The organism is Alloprevotella rava (assembly GCF_014195585.1).
Lineage (GTDB): Bacteria > Bacteroidota > Bacteroidia > Bacteroidales > Bacteroidaceae > Alloprevotella > Alloprevotella rava.
The window spans coordinates 13089-26743 of record NZ_JACICA010000008.1 but is presented as its reverse complement, the minus strand read 5'-3'; the positions used below and the strand labels follow the sequence as shown (position 1 = coordinate 26743).

The window sequence follows — 13655 nt, the reverse complement described above, 5'->3', positions numbered from 1 at the left end:
AGCAAAGAACTCTTCAGATATAATAAAATATACTTTTCGCAGTAGGAAAATAAAATAGGGGCATCTATTAAGATACCCCTATCTAAAAGCTTTGAAGTCGTAATTACTTGATCTTCACAGTAGCACGACGGTTGTAGCTAAACGGATTGAGCGTGTCTACGCCACCTGCTGCAACAGTTTCGATATTGCTGCGGCTTACGCCCATCTTAACGAGTTCGTCAGCAACAGTATTAGCACGACTCTGAGAGAGCTTCTGGTTGAAAGCAGTAGAACCTGTCTTGCTGTCTGCATAACCTGTTACAACGATAGTTGAATTGTTCTGCTTAGCGTAGTCAGCGAGTTCCTTAACATTTACGAGATCCTTACGACTAGCAATCTTGCTGCTGCCAAGATTGAAGAATACAGACTGAGTAGTAGTCACAGTTTGAACTTCAGTCTTCGTAATAGTTTCACCACCCTTAGGCTGGTTAGCAAGCATATCGCGGAGACGTGCGTTCTCATCCTGCTGCTCCTTGAGAGAAGCATTGAGAGCATCCATCTGTTCCTTATTCATTGCCATCAAAGCATCAACATCGGGTACCTTATCCCAGTTGCTCTTACCGAGATTATATGTAAGACCTACAGCAACACCAAGGTTCTTGTCCCAATGACGAGCACGACTCTTCTTATAATTAGCCCAGTTGTCTGCAACACCATACTTAGTCGCCTTGTCAACAGTTCCTTCCCACGCATTAGCATAGATGTCAATGAAAGCAGAAAGGTGATTGGAAAGACGGAAGTTGTTCAACAAACCAGCCTGATAAGAGATATCATAATTATGATCTGTCATATTACGAACCACACCGATACCTGCATAAGGAATGAAGTTCCAAACACGCTTCTCATTATAGCCACAGAAGATGTTAGAGAGGTTGAACATTACATCCTCGTGAATATTCCAATAATTGTAGTTTTTATGATTATTCTCAGAAATTACACGATCAGCCCAAATACCTTCAAACTTAGTACGGAGACCGAGACCAGGAGTAAACCATTTACCAACAGCAACGTTAAAACCGAACTCACCACGAGCCTTGTTGAAGGGATCAAATTTCAGACCTTTAACTTCCTGTGAAGAATAACTAGCCTGATACTGACCACCTACACTAATAAACCAGTTTGCCCAAAAAGAATTGGTAGCAACACTGTACTTTTTAGTAGGAGCTACATTGTAGTCCTGAGCCATGCTTGACGTAGCAAAACCTACGAAAGCAAGTGCAATCATTAACTTTCTCATACTTTTTATTTTAGTGAAACATTAATATCTGAATCTTAAAATGCTATGATACACTTATAATTCAATTGCAAAGTTATATAAAGTTTCATAGATATATATAACATATTTGTACTTTTTTTCGTAAAATCCCATATTTTAATCTATAAAACAACTATTTGCAAAGATTTTTCAAGAAGAAACGGGGATATCACTGCAAAATATATTCGTTAAAAGAGTGCATCGACTTGCTCATTCTGCAAAATTGAAAGCGTAGGTAACCCATCTGGCGTATAATTCGGCATTGAACAAGAAAACAGGAGTGAAAGAAGATTTGCCATCTGCTTTGTATCAAGCAATTCTCCAATGGGCATTGCACTCTTTCTTGCTAGTCCTAAAGCCAAGCAATTAGTGATATCCTCTCTAACAGAACAAGGACTAGCAGAACTAGCCTCTAGCAATTCACGAACCAAACACTCGGGGTCAACTCCTGCTGAATCCGCTGGAATACATTTAATCGTTATATTATCAGCATCTATATCCGAAAACTCAAATCCAAGAGCTTTTAAATCTTCAACAATTTCATCAAAATGGATTTTCTCAACAGGTGTAAGGTGAAGACTCGGAGGAAAAAGAATCCCCTGCGGTGTTCCCGTGCGACCTTTTAACTGCTGGCGAAATTTATCATACAGAATTCGAGAATGTGCACGATTTTGATCAACAAACATAAGACCAGATTTCACACTAACAACAATGTAGCGTCCTCGAAACTGCAAATAGTCAGTCCCAGAAAATTCAGTAACAGATGAAATGTCGTTTGTTATTGTTTGTCGTTTTTCATTCTCTTGCTCCCACAAAGAGGGCTGCTTCTGGACAGAATGATTCAAACCAAAAGCACGATTATACTCTTCTTCCCAAGAGGTTTTACGAGAAGCAGATTCTTTGAAAGGATTAAAAGTGTGGTCAATATGAACACGCGGTTGCTGTACAGGTATTGTCTCATCAAAGACGGGTAATTGTGGACGATTATCAGTATCAAAGTCTATCGTTGGAACTGCATTAAACTTACTTAACGCATCACGAACTCCAGCCAAGATAATTTGCCAAAGTTCTTGCTCATCTTGGAATTTTACCTCAGTCTTTGTCGGATGAATATTAACATCTATCCGCTGGGGATCTACTTCAAAGTTCAAGAAATAAGGGACCTGCTCATTTTCGGGAATTAAACGGTCAAAAGCACTTTGTACCGCTTTTGAAAAATACGGATGGCGCATAAAGCGACCATTAACAAAGAAGTATTGACGAACACCTTTCTTACGCGAGCTTTCTGGACATCCAACAAAACCTGTTATTTTTGCTATTTCTGTATCAGCCCAAATAGGAATCAACTGTTGATCCATCTTACGGCCAAAAACACCAGAAATTCTCTGACGAAAATTACCACTGACAAGGTCGTGCATCAGAGTTCCATTAGAATAAAGTTTAAATGAAACTGCTGGGTGAGCCAAAGCAATGCGCTCAAACTCTTGAACAATATTACTCAACTCTGTTTGATTAGACTTTAAGAACTTTCTACGTGCAGGGATATTAAAGAATAAATTACGCACCATAAAGTTTGCGCCAATAGGACATGACACTGGTTGCTCCTCTTTAAATTTACCTCCTTCTATTTGCAGACTGATTCCTAATTCTTTATCTTTCTGCCGTGTACGCAATTCAACTTGAGCTACAGCAACAATAGATGCCAAAGCTTCGCCACGAAACCCCATTGTGCAGAGATTAAAAAGATCGGAGGCCTCACGAATCTTAGATGTTGCATGACGCTCAAATGCCAAGCGAGCATCTGTTTCGCTCATGCCTGTGCCATTATCTATAACTTGAATGCTTGTTTTCCCTGCTTCTACGACATAAACCTGTATTAAAGCAGCACCTGCATCGATAGAGTTTTCCACTAATTCCTTAATAACAGAGGATGGGCGTTGTATGACTTCTCCTGCAGCAATTTGGTTCGCTACGGTATCTGGCAAGAGATGGATAATATCACTCATTATATTCTTCTTTGATAGTCTAAAACACTAATCTTTAGAGAAATGCTGTAAGGGAGCTTCACGGCGTGGCATTATTTTTAATTCACTGCCTTTTTTCTTCCCGCGCCAATTAAACAAATCGCTTTTATTTAAAGGACGGATGTAATCAAACCATGCAAAATTTGGCAAAATTGTTTTGTCCGACGGAGCAAGCGCAACTGGATAGACAGTACCGGTCGTTGCTGGTCCCCAAATTCGCTTCAGTTTCTTATTGGCCAAAGTCATACGCAACTTAGACGTTTCTGCATATACCACATTATCTAGAACACTATCTTTATCAAGAGGATAATATACGATACAAACGTTTCCTTGAACTTCATTATGATCCATTTGACCATTAACAAAATAGCTCCGCATTTGTTGCCCCGTAATTTGATTATAGACAATAGCAGAATCTGTCTGTAGCTGTTCGACGAGTAATGCTTGCCGATCTACATGAATACTATCGATGGTAGAGTCATTTGTAAAGACATTAATTTCTTCGCCCAATACCTGGCGATTATCACTCCAGACTATCGGGTCACGATAAAGCGTAAGTAATTTCTTTTGAGAATTAAAAACAAGAGAATCACAAACTGCCTGCACATCATCACGGAAAGAGCGAACATGGAAATACCCGTGAAGAACACGATAAATATTTTTCGTTTCTTTTGTTTTGGGTTTGTCTGTCTCTAAATCATAGGAATAAAGGCGAAGCGTATCTGCATGAACAAAAAGAGTATCTTTGCCTTGGGAATATTCTTTTGCTAAAGCATTTCCTGTAGCCATTGCGATTCCTAAGTCCTCATGATACTCACCATAATCCCCCATTAACTGACCTCTGTTCTTTTTATCCTCATAAAAAGCATGCCCAAAGACTTTCATTTTATCATCCTTCTCATAAACAAGAGAATCACCAAGCAAGCGACTTTCATAGTCCGTTATTCGACCATTATGAGTAATAGCATTATGATACAACTCTGTACGCTTAGAAACATTAGACAGACGATATATTTCTTTTTCTGAATTATAATATCCCCGCTCTGTATATACAATGTCTTTACCGTGATAGATATTAGAAGGTCCTTGAACTTCGGCCCATTTGGTACGGACATTATAGTGTAAGGTATCAGTAGTTAAGGTAAACTTAGGATTTTTTAATTTGACATTAAAATTAAACGAAGCCTTTTGTTGACCCAGATAATACTCTCCCCAATCTGACGTCAAATCATTTTGGCCATCAATAAGTTGTCCTCCATTAAAGAAATAGCCCACATCATAAAAGCGGTCAAAGTTCAAACTATCTGTTATCAGCACCTGCTTCCGATGACGTAATATAACATTACGGCGCATTTGTGCCAACATTGCTTCTCCGTCATAATAAAGTTGCTCACCAACCAAAGATAATGTATCACCCTGCAATATACGCACATGCCCAAAAGCTTCAAAAGAATTGGCAGCTTGAAAATACACAGCACTATCTGCATACATATTCATCCCCCCCTGCCGAAAATGAACTTTTCCACTCAAGCGTTGTGCATCGGGTTGTTCAAATTCATTATATCGTAGGTTATCCGCATGAACCAAAAAGATGCGCTCATTTACTCCTTTCTTAGGACGTATTGCATAAGCGCCAAGCCACAAAAGTCCTAGTATAGAAACTAGGACTAATGCACATATTTGTTTTCTTTCTTTTCTTTCCATAGTGACACTTGTCACTTCATCCACTTATACTTAAAGTCACAATTACGCCACCCCGGCATAATGCGCACATAAGTTTTCTGTGCTTTCTCTTCTATCCATTCGTCAATCTTATCTTGGCACTTCTTGGCATAAACAACAGAACGAAGGAGTTGGAAGTCTTCTGAAACACTAGCCCGATGAGCATCAATACGATCTTTCAGCTTTATAATGGCACATACTTTTTGCCCTTTGTCATTTGTATAAATGAAAGCTTTAGATATTTCCCCCACTTTTAGCGTATCAACAACTTTAGCAATATCTGCATTTAAGTCTTTTAATTGAATACGAGCAGAAGAAGAATTGTTCTCGCGAGAATAAAAGTTCATCAAGCCATTGTTATTGCGCGTATCTTTATCATCAGAAAGAGTTCGAGCAGCGTCGTCAAACGTAAAAGTATTCTTACGAATATCTCCCGCAATAGAATCAAGGCGTGCACAACTTGCCACAAACTGACTATCAGGAATCTCAGGTTTCAGAAGAATATGTCTACAATTAACCCTGTCGCCTCTCTTATCTATCAATTGAATAATATGATAGCCGAATTCTGACTTTACAATTTTAGAAACCTTCTTTGGATCGTTCAAACTAAATGCCACATTAGCAAATTCGGGAACGAGTTCCCCACGAGCCTTGTAACCAAGTTCTCCGCCATTTCGTGCACTACCCTCATCTTGACTATAGAAGCGAGCAAGCGTTGCAAATTCTGTTTCACCAGAATTAACACGCTGTGCATAATCACGCAACGTATTCTCAATACGTTCTACCTCATCACGACTAACGCGTGGTTGAGAAGTAATGATTTGTACTTCTACCTGCTCTGAAACAAAAGGCAAACTATCTTCCGGAAGTTTCTGAAAATAATTTCGTACTTCTGCAGGTGTCACCTTCACACCACTTACCAATTTACGCTGCACCTGATTCACACGATCCCGATCTCGCGCTAAACGTTTTTGCTCCTCACGCATCTGCTGATAGCTCTTATGAAAAACAGCCTCAATAGCTTCTCTAGAACCATACGCCTGCAACGCTCTATCCATTGTTTCGTCAGCATCAGCAATAACCGTAGCTTCATCGGCATACAAACTATCAATATCTGCTTGATGAAGGAACAATTTCTGCACAGCTAACTGTTCTGGAATTGTGCAATAAGGATTGGTCACAGTCTGACGACTTTCTTCCATCCCTAATCGCATTTCTTCTACATCTGAGAGGAAAATAGGTTCATCACCAACAACCCAGACCACTTGATCTACAACATTATTATTGTTCTGCGCCCATGACGCCATAGCGGCGACGCACATAAGCATCAACAATATCTTTCTCATAAAAGCAAACTTAGTGTTTATTTACTGTTTTAACCACTTCTTGATTAACGCTAAAGGAATATTCGTTGCGCAAACGCTTCACCCATTCTTCTGTTCTTTTGTCTTGAACATCGTTAATCACTGCCGACTTAACATCTAAATAAGATTTGGGCTGCTTAAGGATCTGCCCTTCTACGCCCGAATACGGATAATTGCTATTTGACTTTACGATTTCTCCACCAAAGACACCTGCGTCTACATAACGATTCTCTCCTTTCTTTACAAGGTAAGGGCCAGAAACAGTTACTATCACACTGTCTTTATTAAAAGTCTCTCTGACAGCTTTCTTCCAATCTCCATCGGCAGTTTTCTTCAGCAGAGCTTGAGCTGCCTTCAAATTCTTTTCATCTTTAGCATGGACAACAAAGCCCTTGAAACGCGATTCTGTCCAAGCATACTGCTTTCTATTCTTCTTAAATTGCTTTTCTAAAGCAGGTATGTCTTGCGCCACTTTATCCCAAACCTCTCGCTTACTCACTTCATAAAGCAACAAGCCATCATGGTATTCTTGTACAAGATAACGGAGATTCAAGTCAGAACCATTCGCAGCTAAAACGCTATCAAGAACTAATTCGCGTGTCAGTCGTCCATTCGAAGCAGCTACTAACTTCTTTATTTTTGCTTCCGCAGAGGCCTCCTCTACGCCCTGTTGCTTAAGTGCAGCAAAGATTTGTGGGCGAAGAACAGTATAAGGCTCGAGAGATTTACGTTCATCCATACGAATGACATGATAGCCTACAGCTGTTTCAATGGGCTTAGAAAACTCTCCAACTTTAAGCGCATAAGCAGCATCTTCAAACTCCTTCAAAGTACTACCTGGGCCTATCCATGGAAGTTGCCCTCCTTGAGATGCAGAGCCTGGATCTTGCGATTTTTCTTTAGCCAAAGTAGCAAAGTCGGCTCCATTTTGTAGAGCAGAATAAATTGAATCGATTCGCTGTCGGTACATTTTCTTCTCTGTCTCCGTTGCAGAGGCAGGCACAAGTACAAGAATATGCGAAGGCTTCAATAAATCACGCCCGTTCAATTGCTTTTCCGAATCTTTATAAATAGAAGTAGCAATACTATCTATAAAGGTAGAATCCACCAAATAAGGAGTCAGCTGCATATCTCGATAAGTCATAAATTCCTTTTTAAAGGAACTGAGAGTATCCAAACGCGCGGCCTCAGCAGCAGCAACCTTCAATTTATAATTCACAAACATGGGAACATAGTCCTCTATAGCCTTTGCGTCTACTGCTTTTTCTGGATTGCCATTCTTATTAAAACTATACTCAAATTCTGAGCGCGTTACTTGTTTTCCGTTTATAGTCATAATTATAGGGTCAACAACTTGGGCCCCAGCAGTCAAAGCAAACGAAAAAGTCAGCAGGGTTGCTATTTTATACATTTTCAGTCAATTTTGAATTTGGTGCAAATTTAGTCCTTATATACTAATTACACAATTTGTTTTAGATATTTTATATTCCACCTCATTATGCGAGCAAATAAGCTTTACAAAAGAAGTAGAGAACTACAGAATAAAAAAGATATTAACACCTTGATATCAAGAAAAAAAATAATATTGCTAAAAAAGAAACAAAGTTCTCAGAATATAACACAAAGCAAGCTTTATATTTTATATAAGAAATCTTACAATGAATAAACTTATCTCTAATACTATGTACCTATTTTATAAATACTTTCTTCTGCCCCTAGGCCTCTACACTTGTATTGCTTCACAAGAACAATCCAGAAAACATCATTACTCATTAATAATTTTTATTGCCAGCCAAAAGTTAAGAAACATAGTCCTCTATATATAAAGAAAAAAGAGATACATTCATATAATCAACCATGATTATTTTGAAAAACAAAAAGAAATGAGTATTTTTGCGCGCAATTAAAATCGCCCTATATTTATGAAATCAGATTTTATTGCAGACAGAATTGTCATGGACGGTCTTACCTTTGACGACGTCCTTCTCCTTCCCGCCTATTCTGAGGTCCTTCCTCGCACAGTGAGCTTAGCCACCCGCTTCTCACGGAACATTGAGTTGCAGATACCTTTCGTATCGGCAGCCATGGATACCGTTACCGAAGCTAACATGGCTATTGCAATGGCTCGAGAAGGAGGTATTGGTGTCATTCACAAGAATATGAGCATCGAAGATCAAGCCCGACAAGTTGCGATCGTAAAGAGAGCTGAGAACGGCATGATATACGACCCCGTGACAATCCATCGTGGCAGCACGGTGGGAGGCGCTTTGCAACTTATGACAGAATACCATATCGGTGGTATTCCTGTAGTAGATGATGAAATGCATTTAGTGGGCATTGTCACCAATCGTGACCTGCGCTTCGAAAACGATTTGCAGAAAAAAGTTGAAGACGTGATGACAAAAGAAAATCTTGTCACAACAACGCAACAGACAGATTTAGCCGGTGCTGCGCGTATTCTCCAAGAAAATAAAATAGAGAAGCTGCCCGTTGTTGATACGGAAAATCATCTAGTAGGCTTGATTACCTATAAAGATATTACGAAAGCCAAGGACAAACCTATGGCAGCCAAGGACGAAAAAGGACGTTTGCGCGTTGCAGCAGGTGTTGGCGTAACACAAGATACGTTACTGCGCATGGAAAGCTTGATTCAAGCAGGTGCAGATGCTATTGTGATCGACACTGCCCATGGACATTCCAAAGCTGTGATTGAGAAACTGAGAGAAGCTAAGGCTTCATTCAAGAACGTAGATATTGTAGTCGGAAATGTTGCTACTGGCGAAGCAGCCCACATGCTGGCCGAAGCTGGAGCAGATGCTATCAAGGTTGGCATTGGCCCAGGAAGTATTTGCACTACGCGTATTGTTGCTGGCGTGGGCGTACCACAGTTGAGTGCGGTCTATGATGTTGCTTGCGCTCTTAAAGGAACAGACATTCCTCTCATTGCAGATGGCGGTCTGCGTTATAGTGGCGATATTGTTAAGGCCTTGGCTGCTGGTGGATACTGCGTAATGATTGGTTCGCTTGTAGCTGGTACAGAAGAAAGTCCGGGCGATACTATCATCTTCAATGGACGTAAGTTCAAAGCCTATAGAGGTATGGGCTCTTTAGAAGCTATGGAGAATGGTTCTAAGGACCGCTATTTCCAATCGGGCGTAGTAGAAGCGAAAAAGTTAGTACCTGAAGGCATCGCTGGCCGAGTTCCCTACAAGGGCACGGTACAGGAAGTCATCTATCAGCTTTGCGGCGGTTTACGCAGCGGTATGGGATACTGTGGTGCGGGCACTATCGAAACTCTTCACAACGCTAAATTCACACGCATCACTAATGCGGGCGTTCTTGAAAGTCATCCACACGACATTACTATTACGAGCGAAGCACCCAACTATAGTCGCTACGAATAATTTGTAGCTTCTTTTCACTGAACACCGCTAAGATTTTGTGGACACTTACAGACCTAAGCCTCCGCAAGACTTTAGCGGTGTTTTTCTTTTCTTGCATCTGAAATACTTCCATACTCATCATGCACATCATAGAGGTTTTCTCCAAAGGTAAGCGTAGCGAGGACACAAACGAAGACGGATGGATTGTGACCAACGACTTTGCCGCTGTCATTGATGGTAGTACGTCGAAAGTTGAATTCCGCATTGGCGATAAGTCCAAAGGACAAATTGCCATGGAAACTACACGGGAGGCCATACCTCATTTGCCGCCCAACGCCTCTATGCCCGAAGCACTCTTGCATCTTACAGAAGCTCTTGCCTCAGTTGCTCCTGAATTACTCAACAAAGAGGATGCTTATCGGCTTACGTGTTCTGCCGTAATCTTCAGTAAGCAGCGAAACGAATTGTGGTTAATTGGCGATTGTCAGAGCCGCCTCTGCGGAACAACGCATACACACCCGAAAACCATTGATACTCTCTTGACGCAAATCAGATGTGATATAATTGAATACGCTCTAAAAAACGGATACACTCCAAAAGACTTGCTCAAAAACGACATTGGTCGCAACTTTATTTTCAACGAACTACGCGAACAGTGCCATTTTCAAAACGACAAGAACCCCTACAACATTTTTCGCTATCCCGTCCTTGACGGCACACCTGTCCCACCCGAACTCGTCTCCGTAGTTCCTGTGGGCGATACTAAGCAACTCATTTTGGCAAGTGACGGCTATCCATACCTTTTCGACACATTGCAAGAATCAGAAAACTATTTGGAACGCGTTCTATCACAAGATCCGCTTTGTATACGTGAGAATCCTGCCACAAAATGTCTTGTCGAAGGAAATTCTTCTTTTGACGACCGCACTTTTTTGCGACTATCCATCAACGACTCAATTCTCTAAACAATGAAGATAGCACTTATCCAGCTCAACAGTATTTGGCAGGATATTAAAACCAATATCCAACAAGCTGAAAACTTTATCCAGCAAACAGAAAAAGCCGACTTGTATATTCTTCCCGAGATGTGGGCTACAGGCTTCTGCACCGCAGACGCAAAAGATGCTTCTTTGGCTCTTCACTGGATGGAACGTATCGCAAAAGAATCCCTTTGTGCCATTGCTGGTTCACTCCCTATTAGTAAAGAGAATGGAAAATTTGCCAATCGCTTCTATTTTGTCACACCCACTTGTTCTTCTTTCTACGATAAACATCATCTTTTCTGCATTGGAGGTGAAGACAAAGAATTTGAAGCTGGACAAGAACGCACAATTGTTCATTTTGGCGAATTCCGCTTCCTTCTCCAAATCTGTTACGACTTGCGTTTCCCGGTCTTCTCGCGCAATGCAAATACCGATTACGACGCCATTATTTATGTAGCCTGTTGGCCTGCGAGTCGAAAACTGGCTTTAGATTCACTCTTGATAGCACGTGCCATCGAAAACCAATGCTATGTTATCTGTGTAAACAGAACAGGTAAAGAAAAAACCTTGCGCTATGACGGAGGAAGTTGTATTATCAGTCCAGAAGGTAAACGCCTGCTCGATTTAGGCTGTTCTCCCAATATTCAAACCACAGATATTTCTATTGAGGAACTGAACTCTTTTCGACAAAAATATCCTTTTCTTCAAGATGCTGACGCCTTTCAACTTTTCTAAAAGTTTACGCAAAATTTTCTAAAGCCAGCAAGACTGTTTGCTTTGGAAAGCCCCTCCCTTTCTAAGGAAAGCAATCATTGCATTTTGTTTTTCTATGATTCATTCCTAATTTCGCACTTCACAACTACAAAATAATGACAGCTGAAATAATCTTCAAGGCGTTTCCCAACCTCACGGAAACACAAAGAAAGCAGATAGAAGCACTTGATGTCCTCTATCGCGACTGGAACGCAAAGATAAATGTGATTTCACGCAAGGACATTGATAACCTCTTTGTTCACCACGTGCTCCACTCCTTTGGTATTGCAAAAGTGATTGAGTTCGCACCTGATTCTTCCATATTAGATGTCGGCACGGGCGGAGGTTTTCCTGGTATTCCCTTGGCCATCTTGTTTCCCAAATGCCAGTTTGTGCTGGAAGATAGTATCGGGAAGAAGATACGAGTGGCCACGGCTGTTGCCGAAGCTATCGGGCTAAAAAATGTGGAAGCCATACATCGCAATGTCATTGAAGAGAAGCGCAAATTCGACTTCGTGGTGAGTCGCGCTGTTATGAACACAACGGACTTAGCTAAGTTGGTAGGAAAAAACATCTCCAAAACGCAGCGCAACTCCCTCCAGAATGGCCTTATCTGCCTAAAAGGCGGCGACCTAACAGAGGAACTTAAACCTTTTGGCAATAAAGTCAAGGTTTGGAACTTGTCCGATTTTTTCGAAGATGAGTTTTTCGAGACAAAAAAAGTTACCTATTTACCATTTTAATACAAAAGAGAATCGATATGCTCAAAGTTCAAAAGTTTGTGGTCAATATGGTTGAAGAAAACTGCTATATTCTCTCCGACGAAAGCAAAGAAGCAGTTATCATTGACTGTGGCATTCTCTATCCCGAGGAAGCCGATGCTTTCCGCAGCTATATCAACGACAACGAACTAAAAGTTACGCACCTCATCAATACTCATTGCCATTTCGACCATATTTTCGGCGATGGTTTCATCTATAAAACCTACAACATACTACCGGAAATGTCACGCAAAGAGGTACAGCTCTACAAGCAGTTACCAAAACAGTTGGAAATGTTTCTACACCGCGAATTACCTATCATACAACCGCCTATTGGAAGAATCTTCGATGCTGGCGAAACCATCACTTTTGGTACACACACATTGGACATTATCGCCACTCTTGGGCACACAGCAGGTGGCGTTTGCTTCTACTGCGAAGAAGAACGTATCCTTTTTTCCGGAGATAGCCTCTTCCGCCACGAAATAGGCCGCACAGACTTCCCTGGAGGTAACTACGACAGCCTCATCAGTAGCCTAAAAAACAATGTCCTTACGCTTCCAGAAGATGTCACCGTATGTCCAGGACACGGCGACACAACAACCGTTGGAGAAGAAAAGCGACAGAATCCGTATCTCCAATAAAACAAAAAACAAACACACTCTCCCCCAATTCGGTTTGAGACTCACAATAGAAAATTTCATTAAATCGAATTGGGGCTAATAGTAATATTTGCTTGTTATCTACTTGCATCATAGTGCATTTTATACTATGAGAAAAAACTTCGTTTTCATCATTACAAAAGCTCCTTAAAATCTATCTATTCAAAAGGTAAAAATCACTACACACCAACGACTATATTTACCGCCCTTTTATTTGACAATTCATTTTCTTAAGATAGATGTGAAAGAATCTATTTTTCTCAAAAAAAGCACGAAAGGAAATAGAATAGGAAGAAATATTGAAGACCTTACTCCAAAATTTAGGGTAAAAAGACAGGGATGAATGATAATTTTACACAAAAATGGCAATCAAAACGTACCGAAAAGTCGCTTTTTTCCTTATTCTGTCTAAAAATACAATAAGGCAACCAGCTGATATCCTTATTGCGTTTGAGTTTTTCCTTATTGTAGTTCAAATTTCTATAGGACAAAATAAAATTTGTAGTATAGAAAATAAAATTTCTCGGCGAGAAATTGCACTTTTCTACCGAAAGCATGAATTTAGTCCTAATTTAATGTTGCGTCGAGATTACGTTATTTTTAACCGCAGGCAACAACGCTGGATTTTAAGCGATTCTCGAGACCATAGAATACGAGATTTTTTTACAAAACAAGTATCACAATTATTCATAGAATAGTTCAAATGAAG

General features: G+C 40.4%; 11 protein-coding genes. 6 read left to right on the top strand and 5 right to left on the bottom strand.

What is annotated here, in order from left to right:
- Positions 1 to 103: 103 nt before the first annotated feature.
- The 5 genes from FHS60_RS07470 to FHS60_RS07450 all read right to left on the bottom strand — a co-directional run bounded on the left by FHS60_RS07470 (position 104) and on the right by FHS60_RS07450 (position 7740).
- A complete protein-coding gene (locus tag FHS60_RS07470) occupies positions 104 to 1276 on the bottom strand; it encodes an OmpA family protein (protein ID WP_183697165.1) in 1173 nt (390 codons plus the stop codon).
- Between the two features lie 206 nt (positions 1277 to 1482).
- A complete protein-coding gene (gene mutL, locus FHS60_RS07465) occupies positions 1483 to 3300 on the bottom strand; it encodes a DNA mismatch repair endonuclease MutL (RefSeq protein ID WP_183697162.1) in 1818 nt (605 codons plus the stop codon).
- 27 nt (positions 3301 to 3327) lie between these two features.
- Positions 3328 to 5022, bottom strand: a complete 1695-nt coding sequence (locus tag FHS60_RS07460; RefSeq protein ID WP_221189656.1) for an OstA-like protein — start codon at positions 5020 to 5022, stop codon at positions 3328 to 3330.
- 11 nt (positions 5023 to 5033) lie between these two features.
- A complete protein-coding gene (locus FHS60_RS07455; protein ID WP_183697156.1) occupies positions 5034 to 6386 on the bottom strand; it encodes a peptidylprolyl isomerase in 1353 nt (450 codons plus the stop codon).
- Positions 6387 to 6396: 10 nt separating this feature from the next.
- A complete protein-coding gene (locus FHS60_RS07450) occupies positions 6397 to 7740 on the bottom strand; it encodes a peptidylprolyl isomerase (RefSeq protein WP_244957468.1) in 1344 nt (447 codons plus the stop codon).
- 586 nt (positions 7741 to 8326) lie between these two features.
- On the opposite strand from FHS60_RS07450, the gene guaB reads away from it, so the two are divergent.
- The 6 genes from guaB to FHS60_RS07420 all read left to right on the top strand — a co-directional run bounded on the left by guaB (position 8327) and on the right by FHS60_RS07420 (position 13644).
- The gene (gene guaB / locus FHS60_RS07445) at positions 8327 to 9808 is read left to right on the top strand and encodes an IMP dehydrogenase (protein ID WP_183697149.1); all 1482 of its coding nucleotides are present in this window, start codon (positions 8327 to 8329) and stop codon (positions 9806 to 9808) included.
- 119 nt (positions 9809 to 9927) lie between these two features.
- Positions 9928 to 10752 carry a hypothetical protein gene (locus FHS60_RS07440; protein WP_183697146.1) on the top strand — a complete coding sequence of 275 codons (825 nt, stop codon included), beginning with the start codon at positions 9928 to 9930 and terminating at the stop codon, positions 10750 to 10752.
- Positions 10753 to 10755: 3 nt separating this feature from the next.
- Complete coding sequence (locus FHS60_RS07435; protein WP_183697143.1) at positions 10756 to 11505, top strand: nitrilase-related carbon-nitrogen hydrolase; 750 nt, start codon at positions 10756 to 10758, stop codon at positions 11503 to 11505.
- A 134-nt stretch (positions 11506 to 11639) separates the two neighbouring features.
- Complete coding sequence (gene rsmG, locus FHS60_RS07430) at positions 11640 to 12266, top strand: 16S rRNA (guanine(527)-N(7))-methyltransferase RsmG (RefSeq protein ID WP_009348315.1); 627 nt, start codon at positions 11640 to 11642, stop codon at positions 12264 to 12266.
- A gap of 17 nt (positions 12267 to 12283) precedes the next feature.
- A complete protein-coding gene (locus tag FHS60_RS07425) occupies positions 12284 to 12928 on the top strand; it encodes an MBL fold metallo-hydrolase (RefSeq protein WP_183697140.1) in 645 nt (214 codons plus the stop codon).
- 380 nt (positions 12929 to 13308) lie between these two features.
- On the top strand, positions 13309 to 13644 hold the full coding sequence (locus FHS60_RS07420; protein WP_183697137.1) for a hypothetical protein: 336 nt from the start codon (positions 13309 to 13311) through the stop codon (positions 13642 to 13644).
- Positions 13645 to 13655 lie beyond the last annotated feature (11 nt).